This is a genomic window from Burkholderia sp. MSMB1078WGS, assembly GCF_001528895.1.
GTDB lineage: Bacteria > Pseudomonadota > Gammaproteobacteria > Burkholderiales > Burkholderiaceae > Burkholderia.
Map to the genome: position 1 here is coordinate 245,174 of NZ_LPDI01000098.1, position 22,907 is coordinate 268,080.

19 protein-coding genes are annotated in these 22,907 nt (G+C 68.1%); 8 read left to right on the forward strand and 11 right to left on the reverse strand.

Annotation, left to right across the window (positions count from 1 at the left end; translation table 11 throughout):
• Nucleotides 1–30: 30 nt before the first annotated feature.
• Complete coding sequence (locus WT24_RS25450) at nucleotides 31–768, reverse strand: helix-turn-helix domain-containing protein (protein WP_059500708.1); 738 nt, start codon at nucleotides 766–768, stop codon at nucleotides 31–33.
• Nucleotides 769–888: 120 nt separating this feature from the next.
• On the opposite strand from WT24_RS25450, the gene WT24_RS25455 reads away from it, so the two are divergent.
• The 3 genes from WT24_RS25455 to pcaG all read left to right on the forward strand — a co-directional run bounded on the left by WT24_RS25455 (nucleotide 889) and on the right by pcaG (nucleotide 3,037).
• The gene (locus WT24_RS25455; protein WP_060036199.1) at nucleotides 889–1,455 is read left to right on the forward strand and encodes a YiiX/YebB-like N1pC/P60 family cysteine hydrolase; all 567 of its coding nucleotides are present in this window, start codon (nucleotides 889–891) and stop codon (nucleotides 1,453–1,455) included.
• A gap of 277 nt (nucleotides 1,456–1,732) precedes the next feature.
• Complete coding sequence (gene pcaH, locus WT24_RS25460) at nucleotides 1,733–2,440, forward strand: protocatechuate 3,4-dioxygenase subunit beta (protein WP_059500710.1); 708 nt, start codon at nucleotides 1,733–1,735, stop codon at nucleotides 2,438–2,440.
• Nucleotides 2,441–2,443: 3 nt separating this feature from the next.
• The gene (gene pcaG, locus WT24_RS25465) at nucleotides 2,444–3,037 is read left to right on the forward strand and encodes a protocatechuate 3,4-dioxygenase subunit alpha (RefSeq protein ID WP_059500711.1); all 594 of its coding nucleotides are present in this window, start codon (nucleotides 2,444–2,446) and stop codon (nucleotides 3,035–3,037) included.
• 461 nt (nucleotides 3,038–3,498) lie between these two features.
• Here the strand turns inward: pcaG and WT24_RS25470 are convergent, their stop codons facing one another.
• The 9 genes from WT24_RS25470 to WT24_RS25510 all read right to left on the reverse strand — a co-directional run bounded on the left by WT24_RS25470 (nucleotide 3,499) and on the right by WT24_RS25510 (nucleotide 13,699).
• Nucleotides 3,499–4,278, reverse strand: coding sequence for a helix-turn-helix domain-containing protein (locus WT24_RS25470; protein WP_059500712.1), 780 nt, complete (start codon nucleotides 4,276–4,278; stop codon nucleotides 3,499–3,501).
• A 97-nt stretch (nucleotides 4,279–4,375) separates the two neighbouring features.
• On the reverse strand, nucleotides 4,376–5,203 hold the full coding sequence (locus WT24_RS25475) for a M55 family metallopeptidase (protein ID WP_060036200.1): 828 nt from the start codon (nucleotides 5,201–5,203) through the stop codon (nucleotides 4,376–4,378).
• On the reverse strand, nucleotides 5,200–6,282 hold the full coding sequence (locus tag WT24_RS25480; protein WP_060036201.1) for a P1 family peptidase: 1,083 nt from the start codon (nucleotides 6,280–6,282) through the stop codon (nucleotides 5,200–5,202). Before WT24_RS25480 ends, WT24_RS25475 begins: the two co-directional genes overlap by 4 nt.
• The gene (gsiD, locus tag WT24_RS25485; protein WP_059783765.1) at nucleotides 6,282–7,175 is read right to left on the reverse strand and encodes a glutathione ABC transporter permease GsiD; all 894 of its coding nucleotides are present in this window, start codon (nucleotides 7,173–7,175) and stop codon (nucleotides 6,282–6,284) included. Before gsiD ends, WT24_RS25480 begins: the two co-directional genes overlap by 1 nt.
• 7 nt (nucleotides 7,176–7,182) lie before the next feature.
• Nucleotides 7,183–8,103, reverse strand: a complete 921-nt coding sequence (gene gsiC, locus WT24_RS25490; RefSeq protein ID WP_060036202.1) for a glutathione ABC transporter permease GsiC — start codon at nucleotides 8,101–8,103, stop codon at nucleotides 7,183–7,185.
• A gap of 67 nt (nucleotides 8,104–8,170) precedes the next feature.
• Nucleotides 8,171–9,733 (reverse strand): glutathione ABC transporter substrate-binding protein GsiB, encoded by a 1,563-nt coding sequence (gene gsiB, locus WT24_RS25495; protein ID WP_060036203.1) that lies wholly within the window; start codon nucleotides 9,731–9,733, stop codon nucleotides 8,171–8,173.
• Between the two features lie 102 nt (nucleotides 9,734–9,835).
• The gene (locus WT24_RS25500; protein WP_060036204.1) at nucleotides 9,836–11,734 is read right to left on the reverse strand and encodes a dipeptide ABC transporter ATP-binding protein; all 1,899 of its coding nucleotides are present in this window, start codon (nucleotides 11,732–11,734) and stop codon (nucleotides 9,836–9,838) included.
• A 25-nt stretch (nucleotides 11,735–11,759) separates the two neighbouring features.
• Nucleotides 11,760–12,758 (reverse strand): isoaspartyl peptidase/L-asparaginase family protein, encoded by a 999-nt coding sequence (locus WT24_RS25505; RefSeq protein WP_060036205.1) that lies wholly within the window; start codon nucleotides 12,756–12,758, stop codon nucleotides 11,760–11,762.
• Nucleotides 12,755–13,699 (reverse strand): MurR/RpiR family transcriptional regulator, encoded by a 945-nt coding sequence (locus WT24_RS25510; RefSeq protein ID WP_059500720.1) that lies wholly within the window; start codon nucleotides 13,697–13,699, stop codon nucleotides 12,755–12,757. The genes WT24_RS25505 and WT24_RS25510 overlap by 4 nt, the downstream gene beginning before the upstream one ends.
• Before the next feature lie 469 nt (nucleotides 13,700–14,168).
• Between WT24_RS25510 and WT24_RS25515 the strand changes: the two genes are divergently transcribed.
• The 5 genes from WT24_RS25515 (at nucleotide 14,169) to WT24_RS25535 (ending at nucleotide 21,840) form a co-directional block, all read left to right on the forward strand.
• Nucleotides 14,169–15,440, forward strand: a complete 1,272-nt coding sequence (locus WT24_RS25515) for an MFS transporter (RefSeq protein WP_059500721.1) — start codon at nucleotides 14,169–14,171, stop codon at nucleotides 15,438–15,440.
• A 27-nt stretch (nucleotides 15,441–15,467) separates the two neighbouring features.
• On the forward strand, nucleotides 15,468–17,888 hold the full coding sequence (locus WT24_RS25520) for a glycoside hydrolase family 31 protein (protein WP_060036206.1): 2,421 nt from the start codon (nucleotides 15,468–15,470) through the stop codon (nucleotides 17,886–17,888).
• Between the two features lie 126 nt (nucleotides 17,889–18,014).
• Nucleotides 18,015–19,202: a porin gene (locus WT24_RS25525; RefSeq protein WP_060036207.1), complete on the forward strand. Its 1,188-nt coding sequence runs from the start codon at nucleotides 18,015–18,017 to the stop codon at nucleotides 19,200–19,202.
• Between the two features lie 308 nt (nucleotides 19,203–19,510).
• Entirely contained in the window at nucleotides 19,511–21,532 is a 2,022-nt protein-coding gene (locus WT24_RS25530; RefSeq protein ID WP_059500724.1) for a BCCT family transporter, read from the forward strand.
• On the forward strand, nucleotides 21,529–21,840 hold the full coding sequence (locus WT24_RS25535) for a hypothetical protein (protein WP_059500725.1): 312 nt from the start codon (nucleotides 21,529–21,531) through the stop codon (nucleotides 21,838–21,840). The genes WT24_RS25530 and WT24_RS25535 overlap by 4 nt, the downstream gene beginning before the upstream one ends.
• Nucleotides 21,841–21,941: 101 nt before the next feature.
• On the opposite strand, the gene WT24_RS25540 is transcribed toward WT24_RS25535, so the two are convergent.
• Nucleotides 21,942–22,790, reverse strand: coding sequence for a class I SAM-dependent methyltransferase (locus WT24_RS25540; protein ID WP_060036208.1), 849 nt, complete (start codon nucleotides 22,788–22,790; stop codon nucleotides 21,942–21,944).
• Nucleotides 22,791–22,907 lie beyond the last annotated feature (117 nt).

Below are 22,907 nucleotides of genomic sequence, written 5' to 3' on the forward strand. Positions count from 1 at the left end.
TCCGGAAAGGCCCAAGCGTTCGGCACGGCGTCATGCATGGCGCCGCAGCGCGTGGAATCCCGTAGGCTCCCAGATCCGTTTCGCGATCAGCAGGGCCGTGCCGTGCTTCTGTCCGAGCGGCGCGGACGACGACTCCGCATGCAGCGCCGCCGCCTTGCTGCTCAGCCGCCGCAGCTCTTGTTCGAGCTCCGCGGCGGCCGCGTCCGTCAGCATTCCTTGCAGGAACGTCATCGTCTCGCCCGGGCCGTCGAAGCGGCTGCCGAGAAAGTCGTCGAGCACGTGCGCATGGAAGTAGCGGCGGATCGGCCCGCCCGGCAGCCAGTCGAAATCGCGCGCGACGCGTACGCGAATCCGGTCGCCGGGCAGCAGCGCGATCACGTTCATCCGGTCGAGCATCAGTAGATACTTCACGCACTCGGCCTGCGTGACGCGATAGGCCGACACGATGTCCTGCACGGTCCAGTAATTGATCGCGCACACGGCGACCAGCAGCAGCTTCTCGTCCGACACGAGCAACGCCTCCTGCTGCTCGGTCAGCACACGCAAGCGCGGCGCGGACGCGGATGCTTCCTGCACGAGCTCGGCGAGCGTATAGCCGAGCAGTTGCGCGATCTCCGCGATGCGCTCAAGCGTGAAGCGGCCGCTCGCGAACAGCCGCTTCACGCTCGTCTCGGAGATGTCGAGCGCACGCGCGACGTCCCGATAAGTCATTCCCTGCGCCTTCAACTGGCGCTTCAGCGTTTCGATGAGTTGGGCGGTCTCGGTCATGTTGGTATCGAAAAATGATGCTCGTGGTCGGATATTAGGCTACTCACACATCCACATCAGTAATTCAGGTTACTTGTCTGCATAATCCGCTCCGTCCTGTCACGCAACGACGGAGCCGAAATGACCGCCCGAATCGACACAGCCGCCTGCAAATCGCACCACGCCGCCCCGCGCGATGCACGCGACACCGATCGCACGATGCCGCTCGCCACCCTGCGCACGCTGGCCGCCGGCGCGCACGTCGGCGATCTCGTGTTCATCCGCGAGCCGGCCGGTGCGCCGGATGCCGCGACCGGCTCGGCGGGCGTCTGGGCCAACCGCTTCGGCATCGTCGTCGATACGTCGGGCGACGAACCGATGATCGCCGAAGCCACGGCGTTCGCGTGGACGAAGCTCGCGCCGCTGTCGCGCTTCGTCGCCCGTGCCGACGGCGGACGCATCGCGCTGGCGCGCCGCGTCGCGGCGGCCTCGGTCGACGCGCAGCGCCACATCCATGCGCTGGCCGAACGGCGAATCGATGCGCTGCTCGGCAATCGCTTCAATCTGCGCGCGCGGCGCGGCTTCTGCGCGCAGTACGTGAACGACGTGCTCGGCGCCGGCCACGCGTCGACACCGTCGGCCCTGCTGCGCAGCGGCACGCTGGCGCTCGAATTCGACGGGATCGTGTTCGATCCCCGCCATCCGTGACGACGGGCACGCCTGGGGAGACCGGATAACAACGAGAACGAAAGACAAAAAGCAGCGACGGGCTGGCTGGAGGGCCGTGCACGGGGTCGTCACCGACGACGCGAAGCCCGATCGCTTTTTCCGCCGGACAGGGTTCCTGTCCGGCGGAATTTTCATGGGCGGGACAAACATAACAAACGGTTATGTAATTCACGAAAAAAGGTCATTTTTCATAACTTTCCGGATTGGCTAAAGTCGTGGCGTCCACTTCGCGAAATACCTATCAGGAGACGCCCCGATGGATTCCCCCACGATCCTCACGCCGCGCGACTGGCCGTCGCATCCGGCCTATGTTCACCCCGAGTACCGTTCGTCCGTGAAGCGCGGCCCGACCCGTCCGCTGATCCCGCTGAAGGAGAAGCTGCGCGACCAGTACGCGCCCGTCTACGGCGCGGAAGATCTCGGCGCGCTGGACCACGACCTGACGAAGAACGCCGTGAAGAACGGCGAGCCGCTCGGTGAGCGGATGGTCGTCACCGGCCGCGTGCTCGACGAAGGCGGCAAGCCCGTGCGCAACACGCTCGTCGAAGTGTGGCAGGCCAACGCGGCCGGCCGCTACGTGCACAAGGTCGACCAGCACGACGCGCCGCTCGATCCGAACTTCCTCGGCGCGGGCCGCTGCCTGACCGACGACGAAGGCCGCTACCGCTTCCTGACGATCAAGCCCGGCGCGTATCCGTGGGGCAACCACCCGAACGCGTGGCGCCCGAATCACATCCACTTCTCGCTGTTCGGCGAATACTTCGGCTCTCGCCTGGTCACGCAGATGTACTTCCCCGGCGATCCGCTGCTCGCGTACGACCCGATCTTCCAGGGCACGCCCGAAGCCGCGCGCGAGCGCCTGATCTCGCGCTTCTCGATGGACATCACCGAAGAAGGCTATGCGCTCGGCTACGAATTCGACATCGTGCTGCGCGGCCGCGACGCCACCCCGATGGAGCGCTGAACCATGACGACGCTGAAGCAAACCCCTTCGCAGACGGTCGGCCCGTACTTCGCGTACGGCCTGTGCCCGCAGCAATACGACTACGACCTGAAAAGCCTGTTCACGCCGACGATCGCCGCCGCGCACACCGAAGGCGAGCATGTGCTGCTGGTCGGGCAGGTGTTCGATGGCGACGGCAACGTCGTTGGCGACGCGGTGCTTGAATTCACGCAGGTGGACGGCGCGGGCCGCTATCCCGCGTCGCGCGACGACATCGCGAAATCCGGCTTCACGGGCTTCGCGCGGGTCGGCACGGGCACCGACCCGCAGCAGCGCTTCGTCGTCGAGACGGTGAAGCCGGGCCGCGTCGCAGCCGACGAGGCGCCGCACATCAACGTGACCGTGATGATGCGCGGCATCCTCACCCACGCGTTCACGCGCGTGTACTTCGACGACGAAGCCGCGGCGAACGCGGTCGACCCCGTGCTGAACGCGGTGCCGGCCGAGCGACGCGCGACGCTCGTCGCGAAACGCGACGCGCAACCGGGCCGCCCGGTCGTCTACCGCTTCGACATCCGTATGCAGGGGCCGGAAGAAACCGTGTTCTTCGACGTTTGACGCATGCGCTGGCGCTCGCCGGCTTCGTATGCAACCGCACCGCCGTGTGGCGCGATACCGGCAGGCATCGCGCCACACGGCGTTTTGAGGCCCGCGTCGCCATCATTCGATGGTGCGCCGCATCGTGCCCGGTAACGGCTGCGGATCCCTGCCATCATCGACTTCCCATCCCGATATCGAACGCGCCATTGAAATGCATGCTGCGAGAGCACATCAATCGTCGGGTCGCCCCGATATCGTTTGCGCGTTATGCGGCGTATTCTTGGTTATCTGCAATGAGTCGGCAGAATTGAATCGTATGAAGCAACAATGACAGGCGTCATGCGCGACGCTGCCCGACAGGCGGTCCGCGCATTTGTCAGACAGAGTGCCTTTAAGCGCGTCTGGCCGAAGTTGGCGGGCGCGTATTTTTTTGGTGTCGCGGCCCGCGCACCGGCGTGACCCGCGCGGCGTCCCGGCGCCTAGCGACGAATCTCCAGATACCGGCTCGGCGTGTCGCCCAGAATGCGGCGAAATGCCGACGTGAATGCGCTCGCACTCGCGTAACCGAGATCGAGCGCGACGCGCGTCACCGGTTGCCCGTCGGTCAGGCGCGAAATCGCCGCGAGCATGCATACCTGCTGGCGCCAGGCGGCAAAACTCACGCCCGTCTGCGCACGGAACTGTCGCGTGAAGGTGCGCCGGCTCACGCCCGCGTCGGCCGCGACCCGATCGAGATCGGCCGCGATCGACGGCGCCGCGAACAGGTGCCGGCATACTTTCGCCAGTCGTGCATCGGCCGGCAACGGCGCATGCAGCGACAGGCGCGGCATCGTCGCGATTTCGGCGATCAGCAGATCCATCAGCTTGCCCGCGCGGCCGTCGACGTCGTACATCGCCGGCAAGTCGATCGCATCGTCGATCAGTTGCCGCAGCAGCGGCGACACGCCATACACGCCGCACTGGGTGGGCAGTCCGGCCGCCTGCGCGGCGTCGGCGGACACGAACGCGGTGAGCATCGTGACCGGCCCGGTCATCGTCAATTCGTGCCGCACGCCGGCCGGCACCCAGCATGCGCGCTGCGGCGGCACCAGCCAGCGGCCGTGCGGCGTGGACACACTGATCGTGCCGCGCGACGCGAATGCGAATTGCCCGCGCACGTGCGCATGATCCGGAAACGTCGTGCCCGCCGCAAATTCGTTGGCGAGCACGACCACGCTCCGGGGAATGTGTTCGTAGGGATCTAGCAGCGTATTTCTCACGGCCCGAATTCCATCATCAATGACCCGCTATCGAAGGCGGTCCGCCCCGCCGCGATCGGCCGGCCGGCCATGCGCCGGCGGCGTCGCGCGGCACGCGTCACCGCAACATGAACGACATCGCCGACAGGCTGTTCAGCGTGCGCACCGCGTGCTCGACCGACGGCCCGTCGAAACGCAGCGTCACCGCATCGACACGCTCGAGCGACGGCAGCACGCAGAACAGGTCGGCCAGCGCGGCCGTCTGCACGCGCAGCGTGCAAGCGGCCGGCGCGGGCCGATGAGCGCCCGCGCGCCGGCCGGACGACAGCGCTTGCGCGACCGTCTCCCGTGCGGCGGCCGCGATGCGCGCGCACGACGCGGACGGCGTGAGCGTCTCGCCGCTCGATGCGCCGCCGGCCGTCTTGAGCGTCTCGAAACGCGCGTCCGGAAACAGCGGTTGCGTTTCCTCGGCGAATACGTCGTCGCCCGTCGCGAGCGCGACGTGCGCGCCGTATTCGCGCGCCAGCGCGCCGTACAGCCCGGCTTCGCCGAGCTCGACGCCATTCAGCCACACCTGCGTGAACGCGAAGCTGTTGATCGTGTGCGCGAGCACGCCACGCGTCTGCGATTTCGCGTGATAGCCGATCATGAATACGAGATCGGGCTGCTGTTCGAGGCCGGCCATCATCCCGAGCGTACGCGGCTTGCCGAGCACGACGCGCGCCCGCGCATCGAGCCCGTCGGGCAGCAGGTTGCGATAGCCGCCATGCGAATCGTTGACCCAGACGGCCTGCGCGCCGCCGGCGAATGCGCCTTCGATCGCCGCGTTCGCCTCGGCGGTCATCCAGCGGCGCGCCCGCTCGTATTCCGGATTGCCGGCGCGCGTCTGCTCGACGGCGAATACGCCCGCGACACCCTCGATATCGGTCGAGATCAGGATCTTCATGACAGGATCGAACGTCCTTCGTCGTTTTCGTTGAACAACCGGTCGAGATCGGGCACCGCGTCGCGCAGCGATTGCCGCACGTGACCGTCGCGCCCGGCGACCGTCACCGCCTGCAGCAACGCGTCGGCGATCGCATGCTCGACGCTTTCGGCCGCGGCCATGAACAGCGGATCGAGCGCCGCATCGGCCACGAGGGCCGGCAGCGCGATCGTCGATGCGTCGTGCGCGATCGTGTAGGCAGTCGAGAAGGCGAGCGCGATATCGCCGCTGCCATGCCCGTAGACGGAGCCCGTGCGTGCCAGCCCCGCCGCCGCGCGGCGCGCGAGCCGCGACAACTGCCGCGCGTCGAGCGGCGCATCGGTGGCCAGCAACAGGATGATCGAGCCCTGCTCGGGCGGCGCCGTGTGGGCAGCTTCGGCCGCGCGCCGTTGCGCGACGATGCGCCCGAGCGGCACGCCGCCGAGCGTCAGCATCGGCAGCCGGCCGAAATTCGCGAGCACGAGCGCGCCGACCGTATAGGGCCGGCCGGCCGCGACGGCCACGCGCGACGCGGAGCCGATCCCGCCTTTCAGGTCGAAGCACGACATCCCGCGTCCGGCGCCCACCGCGCCGCGTGCGACGTCGCGCGATGCCGCGCGGCATGCGTCGTCGTAATGCGCGGCCGTGACCGCGCATGCCTGGATATCGTTCAGGTAACCGTCGTTGCACTCGAACACGAGCGGATTGACGGTCGGCCAGTCGCGGCCGACCTGTGGATTCGCCGCGATCGCCGCACGGAGCTGCGCGTGGGCAACCGCCGCGACGCCGAACGTATTGGTCAGCGCGATCGGCGTATCGAGCGTGCCGAGCTCGTCGACCTGCACGAGCCCGACGCTCTTGCCGAAACCGTTGATCACGGCCGCCCCGGCCGGCACCTTGCTGCGGTACACGTCGCCCGGATGCGGCTTCACGACGGTCACGCCCGTCTGCACGTTGCCGGCATCGAGCGTGCAATGGCCGACCGTCACGCCCGGCACATCGGCGATCGTGCCGCGCGGCCCGGGCGGCAGCATCGCCGTCCACATCGGTGCGGCGCGCATCAACGGCGCTCCAGCTTCGGGTCGAGCGCGTCGCGCAGCCCGTCGCCGAGCAGGTTGAACGCGAGCACGGTCAGGAAGATCGCGAGGCTCGGGAACACCGCGATGTGCGGCGCCGTCACCATGTCCGCGCGCGCCTCGTTGAGCATCGCGCCCCACTCCGGCGTCGGCGGCTGCGCGCCGAGCCCGAGGAACGACAGGCTCGCGGCGGTGATGATCGACGTGCCGATGCGCATCGTGAAGTAGACGACGACGGACGACACGGTGCCCGGCAGGATGTGCCGCATGATGATCGTCCAGTCGGACGCGCCGATGCTGCGCGCGGCCTCGACGTAGGTCATGTGCTTGAGCATCAGCGTGTTGCCGCGCACGAGCCGCGCGAACGCCGGGATGCTGAAGATCGCAACCGCGCAGATCACGTTGACCATCCCGTTGCCGAGGATCGCGACCACGCCGATCGCGAGCAGGATGCCCGGGAACGCGAACAGCACGTCGGCGATGCGCATCGTGATGCGGTCCCACCAGCCTTCGTAATAGCCGGCGAGCAGCCCGAACAACGTGCCGATCGCCGCGCCGAGCGCGACCGAGAAGAAGCCGGCCGCGAGCGAAATGCGCGTGCCCGCGACGATCCGGCTGAAGATGTCGCGGCCGAGCGAATCGACGCCGAACCAGTGCACGGCCGACGGCCCCGCGTTCAGCGCGTCGTAGTCGAAATAGTTCTCCGGATCGAACGGCACGATGTGCGGGCCGACGAAGGCGAGCACCACGAGCGCCAGCACGAAGCCGCCGGCGACGAGCGCGACGGTCTGCTTGCGGAACTTGCGCCAGAATTCGCGCCACGGCGTGCGGATCGCGGTCGGTGCGGCCGGCGCCGCGGGCTGGGCAGTCGCGTTCATTCGCGCCTCACTTGAACCGGATGGTCGGGTTGATGACCGCGTACAGCACGTCGACGGTCAGGTTGATCAGGATGAATTCCAGCGAGAACAGCAGCACGATCGCCTGGATCACCGGGTAGTCGCGCATCGTCACCGCGTCGACGAGCAGGCGCCCGAGCCCCGGCCAGTTGAACACGACCTCGACGACGATCGAGCCGCCGAGCAGGAAGCCGAACTGCAGCCCCATCATCGTGACGACCGGGATCATCGCGTTGCGCAGGCAGTGCTTGAGCACGACCATCGGCTCGTGCACGCCCTTCGCGCGCGCGGTGCGCACGAAGTCCTCGTTCAGCACCTCGACGAACGACGCGCGCGTGAAGCGCGCCATCACGGCCGCGACCGCGGCGCCGAGCGTCAGCGACGGCAGCACGTAGCTCTTCCACGAGCCGTCCGGCACGACCGGCAGCCAGCCGAGCTTCACCGAGAAGACTTCCATCAGCAGCATGCCGAGCGCGAACGCGGGAAACGAGATGCCCGACACCGCGAGCGTCATCCCGATACGGTCGGGCCAGCGATTGCGCCAGACCGCCGACGCAATTCCGATCGCCATCCCGAACAGCGTCGACCACACCATGCTGACGAGCGTCAGCATCAGCGTCGGCATGAAGCGTTCGCCGATCTCGGTCGAGACCGGCCGCTTGCTGCGCGTCGAGACGCCGAAATCGCCGTGCGCGATCTTCACGAAGAAGTTCGCGAACTGCGTGGGCATCGGCTTGTCGAGCCCGAGGTCGGCGCGCACGAGCGCGATCGTCGCGTCGTCGGCTTCGGGGCCGGCCGCGAGTCGTGCGGGGTCGCCCGGCAGCAGGTGCACGAACAGGAACACCAGCACCGCGACGATCGCGAGCGTGGGCAGCAGGCCGAACAGGCGTTTGACGAGGAAATTCAGCATGGGACACCGATCGAATCAGCGCACCGGCGGCTCGCGCCGCCGGCACTGCGTGGCGGACGAACCGCCGTCATTTCAGCGAGATCTCGTCGAAGTTGAACGAGCCGTCCGGCATCACGTACGCGCCCTGCAGCCGCTTGCTGCGTGCATACACGATCTTCTCCTGCACGAGGAAGATCCACGGCGCATCGGCCCAGATCTGCTTCTGCGCATCGGCGTAGAACTCGGCCTTCTTCGCGCGATCGGTCGTCTCGAGCGCCTTCGTCAGATCGCCGTCGACCGCGTCGTTCTTGTAGTACGCGGTATTGACGAGCTTCGGCGGCGCGGACGCGCCGGCCAGCAGCGGCGTGATCGCCCAGTTCGCTTCGCCCGTCGACGACGACCAGCCGATGTAGTACATCCGCACCGGCGCCTTCGCCGGATCCGGCGCGCTCTCGACCTTCGCGACGCGCTCGCCGGCTTCCAGCGCCTGCACCTGCACCTTCACGCCGACCTGCGCGAGCTGCTGCTGCACGAACTGGATCGCCTTCTGCGACGTCGAGTTGTTATACGCGGACCACAGCGTCGTCTCGAAGCCGTTCGGATAGCCGGCTTCCTTCAGCAGCGCACGCGCCTTCGCCGGGTCGTACGGCCACGGGCCCAGCTTCGTCGCGTAATCGACGCCCTGCGGCACCACGCCGGTCGACGGCGTCGCGAAACCGGAGAACGCAACCTTCGCGAGCGCTTCCTTGTTCACCGCGTAGTTCAGCGCCTGGCGCACCTTCGGGTTGTCGAACGGCTTCTGCAGCATGTTCAGCGACACGTAGCGCTGCACGATCGACGGCCGCTCGACGACGTCGACCTTCGGGTTGCCTTTCAGCTCGGTCGCCTGCTCGAACGGAATGCGGAACGCGAAATCGGCTTCACCCGTCTTCATCAGCGCCGCGCGCGTGTTGTTGTCGACCACCGGCTTCCAGTCGATCGCGTCAATCTTCGGATAGCCCTTCTTCCAGTAGCCCGCGAACTTCGTCACCTTCAGGTCGTCGGTCTGCTTCCACTCGACGAACTCGAACGGCCCGGTGCCGACCGGATGCAGCGCGATGTCGCGGCCCCACTTCTTCAGCGCGGCCGGCGAGATCATCACGGCCGACGGGTGCGCGAGCGTGTTGATGAACGCCGAGAACGGCTCGCGCAGCGTGACCTTCACCGTGGTCGGATCGACGACCTCGGTCTTCTCGATCACGCGGAACATGTTGTAGCGCTTCAGGTGGTTCGCGGGATCGGTCACGCGGTCGAAGTTCGCCTTCACGGCCGCCGCGTTGAAATCGGTGCCGTCGTGGAACTTCACGCCCGAGCGCAGCTTGATCGTGTACGTCTTCGCATCGGGGCTGGCTTCATAGCCCGTCGCGAGCACGTCGACGAGCTTCATGTCCTTGTCGAAGCCGAACAGGCCCTGGTAGAACGACTTGACGACGGCCTGCGACACCGTGTCGTTCGCGTCGTACGGGTCCATCGTCGTGAAGGTCGAATCCACCGCCATCACCGCGGTCTGCTGCGCGTACGCGGGCAGCGCGGCCGACAGCGCAAACGCGCCGGCAAGCGCGACGAAGCATGCGCGCGGACGAAACATCGGAAACGGATGCTGCTGGGTCATTTTGCTGGGCTCCTATCGGTGAATCGGTGACGCCTCACGGGCGTTTCGGTTTCGACTGCCTGCGGGTGCGTGCGCCGTCGTCGCCGCGCACGACTCCACCACTCAATACGCGCCGCCGACGCGATGCGTCGCGACGTAATGATCGGGGCCGACCGCGACGAGCGGCGCGACGAGCGGCTCGTCGCCGACCGCGCGGATCGGGCTCGGAATCTCGTCCGCCGCGAGCTGGCGCGGCGCATGCCGGCGCGCGGGATCGGCCACCGGCACCGCGCTCATCAGCTTCTTCGTGTACGGATGCTGCGGCGCCTCGAACACCGCGCGGCGCGGGCCGATCTCGACGATCTGGCCGAGATACATCACCGCGACGCGATGGCTGACGCGCTCGACCACCGCCATGTCGTGCGAGATGAACAGGTACGCGACGCCAAGCTCGCGCTGCAGGTCGAGCATCAGGTTGACGATCTGCGCCTGCACCGACACGTCGAGCGCCGACACCGACTCGTCGGCGATCACGACCTTCGGGTTCAGCGCGAGCGCACGTGCGATCGCGATCCGCTGACGCTGGCCGCCCGAGAATTCGTGCGGATAGCGGCGAGCGGCTTCCGGCGGCAGGCCGACCTTGTCGAGCAGCCAGTCGACCCGCGCCTGCGCTTCGCTGCCGCTCGCGACGCCGTGCACCAGCAGCGGCTCCATGATCGAAAAGCCGACGGTCAGGCGCGGGTTCAGCGACGCGAACGGGTCCTGGAAGATGAACTGGATGTTGCGGCGCAACGCCTGCAGGTCCGGGCCCTTCAGCGCGCTGATGTCGCGGCCGTCGAATTCGATCGAGCCGCTTTGCGATTCGACGAGGCGCAACAATGACCGGCCGGTGGTCGACTTGCCGCAGCCCGATTCGCCGACGAGCGCGAGCGTCTCGCCCGCGCGCAGCTCGAAGCTCACGCGCTCGACCGCATGCACGTATTGCGACACGCGGCCGAACACGCCGCTCTTCACCGGAAAGCGCGTGACGAGATCGCGCACGCGCAGGATCGGCGGCGCGGCGCGATCGACGGGCGGCTGCGCGTCGTTCGCGGCGCACGCCGTGGCCGGCGCCGGCGCGCTCGCGCCGTCCACCTTGAGCAGCGGGAATTTCTCGGGTGCGTCGGTACCCTGCATCGAGCCGAGCCGCGGCACGGCCGCGAGCAGCGCCCGCGTGTAGCGATGCGCGGGCGTCGCGAAGATGCGGTCCGACTCGCCCTCCTCGACCTTCTCGCCGCGGTACATCACGAGCACGCGGTCGGCGACCTCGGCCACCACGCCCATGTCGTGCGTGATGAAGATCACGCCCATGTTCATTTCGTCCTGCAGCCCGCGGATCAGTTGCAGGATCTGCGCCTGGATCGTCACGTCGAGCGCGGTCGTCGGCTCGTCGGCGATCAGCAGCGCGGGCCGGCACGACAGCGCCATCGCGATCATCACACGCTGCCGCATCCCGCCCGACAACTGGTGCGGATGGCGGGCGAACACGCGGCGCGCTTCGGGAATGCGCACCAGATCGAGCAACCGCAGCGCTTCCGCGCGTGCTTCGGCGGCGCTCTTCGACTGGTGCAGCGCGATCGCCTCGCTGATCTGGTCACCGACCGTAAACACCGGGTTCAGCGACGTCATCGGCTCCTGGAAGATCATCGCGATGTCCGCGCCGCGGATGCCGCGCATCGTCGCGGCACTCGCCTGCGCGAGATCGACCAGCGCGCCGCCACGGCGCCGGAACGCGATGCGGCCGCTCGTGATTTCGCCGCCGCCGTGCTCGACGAGTCGCATCAGCGCGAGCGAGGTGACCGACTTGCCCGAGCCCGATTCGCCGACGATCGCGAGCGTCTCGCCGCGATCGACGTGAAACGACACGTTGCGAACCGCGTCGAACGTCGCGCCTTCGCGACGGAAGGTGACCGACAGGTCGTCGACGGCCACCACGCGCTGCTCGGGCAGCGCCGGGACCGACGGGTTACGGCTCGATGTCATGCGTCTCTCCTCGTGCGATCCGGGATCAGGCCGCGTCGTCGCGGTAGATGCCGACGACCGGCGCTTCACCGACGCGTGCGTAGCCGCGGTACATCCCTTCGGTGTTGAACGGCATCGCGACGTTGCCCCGTGCGTCGACCGCGATGATCCCGCCGCGGCCCGCGAGGCGCGGCAGCTTGTTCATCACGACGTCGTGCGCGGCATCGGCGAGCGACGCGCCGCGATACGCGATCTGCGCGGCGACGTCGTAGGCCGTCGCGAGCCGCATGAACATCTCGCCGGTGCCCGTCGACGATACCGCGCAGGTCGCGTCGTCCGCGTAGCAGCCGGCGCCGATGATCGGCGAATCGCCGACGCGCCCCGGCTGCTTGTTCGTGATGCCGCCCGTCGACGTCGCCGCCGCGATGTGGCCGTTCAGGTCGCACGCGACCGCGCCGACCGTGCCGTGCTTGCGGTCCGGATCGAGCTGCTCGGCCGGCTGCGGCTGTTGCTGCGACTGGCCGAACACGAACGTCGCCGCATCGTGGTCGAGCATCGCGCCGGCCGCCGCGCGCGCCTTCACCCACTGCGCATGCCGCGACTCGGTGTCGAAGTAGCCGGGCTCGGCGAGTTCGAGCCCCTGCGCGGCCGCGAACGCATCGGCGCCCGCGCCGGCGAACAGCACGTGCTCGCTCGCCTCCATCACGCGCCGCGCGGCGAGCACCGGATTGCGCACGCGGGTCGCGCAGCAGATCGCGCCGGCGCCGAGCGTCGCGCCGTCCATGACCGCCGCGTCGAGTTCGTGCTTGCCTTCCGCCGTATAGACGGCGCCGCGCCCGGCGTTGAACAGCGGACAATCCTCGAGCATCCGCACCGCGACGGTGACGGCGTCGAGCGCGCTGCCGCCCTCGGCCAGCACCTGTTGCGCGGCCTGCAGGATCGCGGTGAGTTCGTCGCGGTATCGACGTTCGGTGTCGGTATCCATCGCTTCGCGCAGGATCGTGCCTGCGCCGCCGTGAATCGCGACGATCGCGGGTGAAGTCATGATTTTTTCGGACGGGGGAAAGAAGGGTTGGCGGCCGGCAACGCCGCTTGCGGCTGCACGAGCCACGGCAGCAGGAATTCGGTCATCTCGGCGGCGGATTTCGCGGACCGGTGCGTGCGCAGCGCGACCGCGTCGATCAGCGCCTCGATCATCGTCAGCACGGCGGCTTCCGACGTGGCCGCGAAACGCCGCTCGGCCTTGACGTACAGGTTCAGCGACGCGAACGACGCGAGCGGCGATTGCGGGCCGTCGGAGATGCCGAGCACGCGCGCGCCGCGCGCCGCCGCACGACGGGCCAGCTCGATCGTGTCCTTCACGTAGCGCGGAAACGCGAGCGCGATCACGAGATCGCGCGAATCGGCCGTGTACAGGCGTCGCGCCGCATGCGACGGCCCGCCGAGCAGCGCGAGCGATTGCACGCTGTCATGGCAGACGGACAGTCCGTGCTCCATCAATCCGGCCAGAAACGCGCTCGACCCGGCGCCGAGAATCAGCACGCGCCGCGCGCCGACGATCGCCTCGACCGCCGCCTCGACATCGGCTGCGTCCAGTTGCGCGCGCGTGTTCTCGATGTTGGCGGCAGCCTGGTCGAACACTGCGTCGATCCAGACCGCGCCGCGCACGCCGGACTCCTGCTCCTGCGCGGAACGCAGCCGTTCGACCGGCCCGAGCGTGGCCTCGAAGCCGCGCACGAGCGCCGCGCGCATCGCCGGATAGCCATCGAATCCGAGCGCCTTCGCGAAACGGTTCGCGGTAGCGATCGACGCATTCACCGCCTGCGCGAGCTCGTCGATCCGCATCGTCGCGGCGCGAAACGGGTTCGCGAGCACGAATTCGCCCATGCGCCGGTGAATCGGCGTCATCGACGGCATCGCCGACGCGATCCGCTCGGCGATCGCGGGTTCGTCGTGACTGACATCGGGCGGAACGAGAGGCGTCATGCGAAGGGTTGTTGCAAGGTTTGATGAAAATCAATTTACACAATCCGTCTCCCGAAAAGAAATAAATTTTCATCAGGGTTGTCACGCCCCCTGCGGCGTACGTCGACCGTCCGGACGATCGTCCGGGCCGCCGCACGGGCCTTCGACGGGCAACCGCCTGCGCTGCCGCTCGCCCGGTCGCCACCGTTCATCGGGAAAACCCCGAGTACGTTCGTTCGAATGCAGATTCACGTTGACCTGATTCGCAATCGAACATAGGATGTTCGAAAATGATCAGTCGTCAGATAACATTGCGGCTTAAAGACGACGGAATGTTCGCTCGAACACCGTGATTTCGATATAAACCGGTAAAACCGGCGCCCATCAAGATCGGACATCGTACGAACAAAACGAAACAAGCCATCCGGACGGATGGCCCTCATGGACCAGGTGGGCGCCGCGCGCCCGCCTTCCCTGACAGGAGACAGCGGTGAAGACAGTCAAGGCGTTGCGCTGGTGGATCATCGTGCTCGTGTGTCTCGGCACGATCCTCAACTACCTCGCACGAAATTCCCTCGCGGTGCTCGCGCCCGAGCTCAAGCAGGTGTTCGCGATCTCGACGCAGCAGTACTCGTACATCGTCGGCGCCTTCCAGATCGGTTACACGATCATGCAACCGGTATGCGGGTTCATCGTCGATCTGATCGGGCTGCGGCTCGGTTTCGCGCTGTTCGCGATGCTGTGGTCGGTGGTCGGCGTCGCGCACGGCTTCGCGTCCGGCTGGCTCTCGCTCGGCATCCTGCGCGGCTTTCTGGGCCTGTTCGAGGCCGCCGCGATTCCGTCCGGGATGAAGGCCGTGGCCGAATGGTTTCCCGATCGCGAGAAATCCGTCGCGGTCGGCTACTTCAACGCGGGCACGTCGCTCGGCGCCGCGATCGCGCCGCCGCTCGTCGTGTTCCTGTCGATGCGGTTCGGCTGGCAGGCCGCGTTCATGGTCACCGGCGCGCTCGGGTTCGTGTGGGCCGCGCTCTGGTACACGCAGTACCGGTCGCCGGCCGATCATCCGCGCATCACGCCGCGGGAGCGCACGCTGATCCGCGACGGCCAGGCCACGATGCCGCCCGTGTCGAAGCGCCGCATCCGCGACGTCGTCACCGCGCGCCGCTTCTGGGCGATCGCGCTGCCGCGCTTCTTCGCGGAACCCGCGTGGCAGACCTTCAGCTTCTGGATTCCGCTGTACCTCGCGACCGAGCGCCACATGCCGCTCACGCAGATCGCGGTATTCGCTTGGATGCCGTTTCTCGCGGCCGACGCAGGCGGCATCGCGGGCGGCTATCTGTCGCCGTATCTCGCCAATCGCTTCAAGCTGCCGCTCGTGTGGTCGCGCGTCGCCGGCGTCGCGCTCGGCGCGGTGCTGATGCTCGGGCCTGCGATGATCGGCCTCGTGTCGTCGCCGTACACGGCGATTGCGCTGTTCTGCGTCGGCGGCTTCGCGCACCAGATGATCTCCGCGCTCGTCAACACGCTGTCGGCCGACGTGTTCGATCCCGAGGAAGTCGGCACCGCGAGCGGCTTCGCCGGGATGGCCGCGTGGATCGGCGGCCTCGGCTTCTCGCTGCTGGTCGGCGCGCTCGCGGACAAGATCGGCTATGCGCCGCTGTTCGCGTGCCTCGGCCTGTTCGACATCGTCGGCGTCACGCTGCTCGCGGTGCTGATCCGCGGGCAGTCGAAGCAGGAACGCCTGCTCGCGCAGCACGCGTGACATCCGTTTTCACCAGGAATCGCATTCATGACTTCGCTCCTTCATCCGCCCGTGTTCCGCGTCGCCAGCCACCATGCGAACCGCGTGCTGCTCGCCTCCGATACGGGCGCGACTCTCGAAATCTTCGTGCTCGAGGACGACATCGTGCGCGTGCGCGTGCTGCCCGACGCGACGGCGCGCAACCCGCGCACGTGGACGATCGCGCCCGGCCTCGACGACGTGCCGCTCGACGGGCGCGACCGCCTCGATCTGAGCGGCTTCGCGCTGCCCCACTACGACTTCGTGGAAGACGACGACGGCGTGCGCATCGAAACCGCGCAGATCCGCCTCGCGGTGCGCCGGCAAGGCGGCCATTGCGCGTGGTCGATGCGCGGCGCGGATGGCGCATGGCGCGTCGCACTCGCCGACCGCCCGACACAGGCGTACAACTTCGGCTGGTGGGACGAACGTGCGTATCACTACGTCGCCCGCGAGCGCGGCGACAAGGTATTCGGCCTCGGCGAACGCGCAGGCGAACTCGACCGCACGGGCGCACGCTTCGAGATGCGCAACATCGACGCGATGGGCTACAGCGCGAAGCACACCGACCCGCTGTACAAGCACATCCCGTTCTACATCACGTGGTCGCCCGATGCGTGCCAGGGGTTCGGGCTGTTCTACGACACGCTGTCCGACTGCTCGTTCGACATGGGCCGCGAGCTCGACAACTATCACGGGCCCTATCGCTATTTCGTCGCCGAGCACGGCGATCTCGACTACTACTTCATCGCGTCGCCCGATACGCCGCTCGCGGCCGCGCGGCGCTTCACGTGGCTGACCGGGCGCCCCGCGCGCATGCCGAAATGGGGGCTCGGCTATTCGGGCTCGACGATGAGCTACACCGACGCGCCGGACGCCCAGCAGCAGATGAACCAGTTCGTCGAGCAGTGCGACGCGCACGACATCCTGTGCGATTCGTTCCACCTGTCGTCGGGCTATACGTCGATCGGCGCGAAGCGCTACGTGTTCAACTGGAACCGCGACAAGTTTCCCGACGCGAAGGGCTTCGTGCAGCACTATCGCAACCACGGCATCCGCCTGTGCGCGAACATCAAGCCGTGCCTGCTGCGCGACCATCCTTCCTTCGACGAAGCCGCGCAGCGCGCTCTGCTGATCCGCTCGGCATCCGGCGAACCCGCCTGGGTGCAGTTCTGGGACGAAGTCGGCGCGTATCTCGACTTCACGCAGCCCGACACCTACCGATGGTGGTGCGAGCAGGTCACGTCGGCGCTGCTGGAATACGGAATCGAATCGACCTGGAACGACAACAACGAATACGAGATCTGGTCGCCCGACGCGATCGCGCACGGCTTCGGCCAGCCGTTTCCTGCACGCGAAGCCAAGGTGCTCCAGACGATGCTGATGATGCGCGCGTCGCGCGACGCACAGCGCGCGCATGCGCCGGCGCGCCGGCCGTTCCTCGTGTCGCGCTCCGGCGGCGCGGGCATGCAGCGCTACGTGCAAACGTGGTCCGGCGACAACTACACGTCGTGGGAAACGCTGCGCTACAACCTGAAGATGGGCCTCGGGCTCGCGCTGTCGGGCGTGTCGAACATCGGCCACGACATCGGCGGCTTCTCCGGCCCCGCGCCATCGCCCGAACTGCTGCTGCGCTGGGTGCAGTTCGGCATCTTCATGCCGCGCTTCAGCATCCATTCGTGGAACGACGACGGCACCGTCAACGAACCGTGGATGTACCCGGAGATCACCGCGCAGATCGCGTCGCTGATCAAGCAGCGCTACCGGCTGCTGCCGTACCTCTATCACCTGCTGTGGCTGTCGACCACGCGCTACGAGCCCGTGCTGCGGCCGACCTTCGCCGATTTCCCCGGCGATGCGCGCTGCTACGACGCATGCGACGACATGATGCTCGGCGACGCGCTGCTCGTCGCGCCCGTCGTCGATCCCGGCCTGACCGAACGCACGGTTTACCTGCCGGCGGGCGCACGCTGGACGTGCTGCGCGAGCGCGCAGTCGTTCGACGGCGGCGCGAGCGTGACGCTGCCCGCGCCGCTCGACACGCCGGTGATGCTGCTGCGCGAAGGCCGCGTGCTGCCGCTGAACGTCGCGCAACAGCATTTCGGTGCGCGCGCCGATACGCGCGGCTTCCTCGTCGCACCGCGGATCGAGGACGGCGTCGCGTACGGCGAATGCGTCGAGGACGACGGCGAGACGGAAGCATGGCGCGACGGCGAATACGGCCTGTGGCGCATCGAGACCGGCCGCGAGGCGTCGGGCGTGCTCGGCGTGTCGGTCCGCTGGGACGGCCGCCCGGCGCGCCCGGCCGATCGTGTCGAGATCCTGCTGCCCGCGTCGCTGCAAGGCCCGGTTGCCGTGCGCGGTGCGCGAGTCGAGCAGGATGCGCGGGACGGTGCGTGGCGCCGCCTCGTCGTCGCGTTCGACCACTGAACCGCCGAACCGCCCAAGCCGAAGCAAACCCGATCGGGCGGGCCGTTCGCGCGGCCCGCCCCCTGCCACAGAGGAGGCATTCAACCTCCCGCCCCTCGAAAAGATGAAGAGACCCGGAGATCGACAATGAAAGCATCCGCCAACCGTTATGCAATCCTGATTTTATCGGCCGCGTCGCTCGGCACGACCGCTGCCCACGCGCAGAGCAGCGTCACGCTGTACGGTGTCGTCGACGATTCGCTCGCGTACGTCAACAACCAGCAGGGACACTCGAACGTCTACATGCGCGACGGCAACCTGTATGCGTCGAAGTTCGGGCTGCGCGGCGACGAGGATCTCGGCGGCGGCACGCACGCGATCTTCGACCTGCAGGCCGGCTTCAACCTGAATACGGGCGCGCAGGCCGCCGCCGGCACGATATTCAACCGCCAGGCCTTCGTCGGCCTGCGCAACGTTCGCTACGGCACGGTCACGGCCGGCCGCCAGTACACGCCCTACTTCCTGTTCGTCGGCCCGTACGCGTCGAGCAGCTGGCTGACGGGCGCCACCGGCGCGCATCCGGGCGACATCGACGGCCTCGACACGACGATTCGCGTGAACAACTCGGTCACCTATACGTCGCCGACCTTCGCCGGGCTGAGCGCGAGCGCGATGTACGCATTCGGCGGCATTGCCGGCGCGACCGGCAAGGGCAACACGTTCAGCGCCGCGCTGCGCTACGCGAACGGGCCGATCGGGATCGCGGCCGGCTACTTGCGGATCAACAGCTCGGGCTCGTCCGCGGGCTTCCTGAATCCGGCCACCGCATCGTCGGGCAGCTTCGCGGTATCCGTGCTGAATCAGGGCTACCTCACCGCGAAAGCCGTCGAGCAGGTTGCGGCGGCTGGCAACTACACGCTCGGCGACCTGACGATGGGGCTCAACTATTCGAACGTGAAGTATCTGCCCGGCAACGGCTCGACCTTCACCGACACGGCCGTGTTCAACACCTACGGCGCGCTTGCCGCGTATCGCTTCACGCCGACGTTCTCGGTGGCCGGCGCATTCGCGTATACGCTCGCGTCGAAGGCGAACGGCGTCGCGAATGCGGCCCGCTATCAGCAGTATTCGCTGAAGGAGTCGTACAGCCTGTCGAAACGCACGACGCTCTATGCGCTGCAGGCGTACACGCATTCGAGCGGGCGGACGCTCGGCGCGCAAGGCGCCGGCCACATCGTCGACGCGGCGCCGATCGTCGGCGATTCGCAGCAGCTCACGCCGTCGACGACGCACGGCCAGTTCGTCGGCATGGCCGGGATCGCCGTCACGTTCTGAACCTGGCCGACGGCGCCTTCCGCGCGCCGTCTCCGGCCCGGACGACGCGCTTGCCGCACGCGCCGTCCGGGCGCCCGATACGCGTTCGCCGCGGCGTTTTCCCCGCCTCGCCGGCCCGCCGCGCCCATCGCGCGGATTTTCTCGATCGCCGCGATACCTTACAATCCGTCAGGTTCATCCCTTCTGCATACCCCTTCTTGCAGTCCTGACACCGCGGTACACTCGACGCACGCCGTATCAGGGTCCGACGCGCGACGTGCGCGCCGGGCGGCGTCGCGCTTCGTTGCGCCCACAACTGGATGCCCGCCATGCCGGATTCCCGTCCCTCGCCCCGCACGACATTCAAGCCGCAGGTCGTCCTGCCCGCGCTCGCCGTCATCGGCGCGCTACTCGTCGTGTGCGCACTGCACCCGAGCGAAGCCGGCGCGCTGTTCTCCGCCGGCCAGCAATGGGTCATCGCACGGTTCGACTGGTTCTACGTGCTCGCCGTCACCGGCTTCCTCGTGTTTCTCGTGCTAATCGCCGCCAGCGACTTCGGCAATATCCGGCTCGGCCCCGACGACGCCGAACCCGAATTCAGCTTCGTGTCGTGGACGGCAATGCTGTTCGCGGCCGGCATGGGCATCGGCCTGATGTACTTCGGCGTCGGCGAGCCGATGCAGCATTTCCTGAAGCCGCCGACCGTCGATTCCGGCACGCCCGCCGCCGCACGCGAGGCGATGCTGATGACGTTCTTCCACTGGGGCTTCCATGCGTGGGCGATCTACGGGCTGATGGGGCTCGTGCTCGCGTACTTCGGCTTCCGCTACAACCTGCCGCTCACGCTGCGCTCGGGGCTGTATCCGGTGCTGCGCGAGCGCATTAACGGCTGGATCGGTCACACGGTCGACGCGTTCGCGCTCGTCGGCACGGTCGCCGGGATCGCGACGACCCTCGGCTACGGCGTGATGCAGCTGAGCGCGGGCCTGCATACGGCCGCCGGGTGGGACACGGGCAGCAACCTGTTCCGCATCGGGCTCGTCGCGGTGGTCGTGATCCTCGCGGGCGTGTCGGCCGCGACCGGCCTCGACAAGGGCGTGCGCCGGCTGTCCGAGCTGAACCTGCTGCTCGCGTTCCTGTTGCTCGCCTTCGTGGTGGTCGCGGGCCCGACGGCATTCCTGCTGCGCGCGCTCGGCGACAACATCGGGCAGTACCTGTCGAGCCTCGTCGACCTGTCGTTCCGCACATACGCCTACGCGCCGCCGCGCGAGGAAGGCTGGTTCGGCGGCTGGACGATTCTCTACTGGGCGTGGTGGGTGTCGTGGTCGCCGTTCGTCGGCATGTTCATCGCGCGCATCTCGCGCGGCCGCACGATCCGCCAGTTCGTGATCGGCGTGCTGCTCGTGCCGACCGCGTTCAACCTCGTGTGGATGACAGTGTTCGGCAACAGCGCGATCTGGCTCGACACGCACGGCGCGGCCGGCGCGCTCGCGCAGACGGCGACCAACGTCGATGCGCTGCTGTTCCGCTTCTTCGATTTCCTGCCGTTTCCGCAACTGCTGTCGATCGTCGCGATCGTGCTGATCGCGGTGTTCTTCGTCACGTCCGCCGATTCGGGCGCGTTCGTGATCGACCAGATCGCGACGCGCGGCAACGCGCATTCGCCGGTCTGGCAGCGGCTGTTCTGGGCCGCGCTGCTCGGCGTGACGGCCGCGGTGCTGCTCGTCGCGGGCGGGCTCGGCGCGCTGCAGGCGATGACGCTGATCGCGGCGCTGCCGGTCGCCCTCATCATGCTCGCGCTGTGCTACGGGCTGTGGCGCGGGCTCGCGGCCGACCGTGCGCACTATTCGCAGGACATCGCGCCCGCGGCGAGCTTCTGGACCGGCCAGCACTGGCGCCATCGCCTGACGCACATCCTGCGGCAGACGACCGAGGCCGAGGCGCGCCAGTTCGTCGCCGAGACGGTCGAGCCCGCGCTGCGCAAGGTCGCCGACGAGCTGCGCGCGAGCGGCGTCGATGCGCACGTGCAGCGCGACGGCGACGATGCGGTGCGGCTCACCGTGCCGACCGCCGAACACCGCGATTTCGTGTATGGCGTGCGCGTCACCGCGAAATCCGCGGCCGCGTTCCTGATGCGCGAGGCGGCCGAGCCGGAAGCCGCGCGGGCGCACGTGTACGGGATCGTCACGTTCTTCGAGGATGGCCGGCTCGGCTACGACGTCGAATACCTGCGCGGCGACGAAGTGATCGCCGACGTGCTGCGCCAGTACGAACGCTACGTGTCGCTCGCCGCGGACACACGCACGCACCTGCTGAGCCGCGCGCCGGGGCACGCGACGGAGGCCGAGTGAGCGGATTGCTGCAAAGCCGCGCTGTCGACGTCATCGCACTCGGCACGCTCGCCGTGCTGTACCTCGGCGGCGCCGGCATCGCGCTGTGGCGGATCCGTGCCGCGGCGCCGCTCGGCAAGGTCTACTGGATCGTCTGCGCGGCGCTGCTCGCCGGCGGCGCCGTCGCGATGGGCGGCAACCTGTCGCCGGTACCGAACAGCGGTGAAATGCCGCCCGGTTTCGCGCTCGGCGCCGAGGCCGTCCTGCTCGGACTCGCGTTGGTTGCCGGTGGCTGCGCGTGGCTGATGCTGCGCGCGCGGAAACGCTGACGCCCGCGCGTCGCGCCACCCGCTTCGTCACGCGGGCACGGTCACGCGCGGGGCCGACCGGCAGCTAACCCCGCCCTGATCCGCTGCCGTCACGCTACCCATCATGCGCTCGGCGCGCGCGCCGTCACGAGCCAGCACGCTGCATCGAAACGCACGTCGGCGCCATGCACGTACGGCTCGAACGCCGCGCGCATCGTGTCGATCACGCACCGCCGCGTCGCGTCGTCCGTCTCCAGCAATGCAAGGCCTACCGGGCCCAGCCGGGCAATGTAGTCGTCCAGCGCGGACTCCGGCAGCACGCACGCCCGATTAACCGGCTCGATCGCAACGTCGGCCCAGCCGCTGTCCGACAGCACCGATGCGATCCGCTGCCGGTCGCCGAACGCGAACTGGCCCGGCGCACCGGGCTTCCGCACGGGCAGGTTCGGCAGCAGCGGCGCGGCCGCCCGCTCGGCCGTCGTCATGAACGGATTGTCGGCCGCGCCACGCCACGCGACGAACCGCATCTGCGCACCCGGGCGCGCCGCCCGCCGCAGGTTCGCGAACGCCCGCATCGGATCGTCGAAGAACATCACGCCGAGGCGCGACACGATCAGGTCGACGCTCGCCGGCTCGAACGCATGCGTCTGCCCGTCCGCGCACACGAAGCGGGCGTGCAGGCCGCAGCGTTCGGCGCGCGCCCGGGCGGCGTCGATCATCCGCGCCGAAATATCGATGCCCGTGCACTGCGCGTTCGCACCGAGCCGCCGCGCGATCGCGAGCGTGACCGCCCCCGTGCCGCAGCCGACATCGAGTACGCGGCTTGCAGACGCCGCCGCGGCAGCATCCGCCAGCAGCGTTTCGAACGGCGCGAACATCCGGTCCAGCGACGCCTGCGCATCGACCCATGCGCGCCCCGACGGACCGTTCCATAGCGCCGATTGCGCTTCGTTGGGCCGGTTGGCTTCCATCGTCGATCCCCTTCCGATTCATTGATGACGGACCGGACTGTGCCACTTCAAGCCGGCTTGAAGTCAAGGCCGCCGGCGTGCGCCCCGTCACGCCCCGTTTTTCACATTTCTTACATT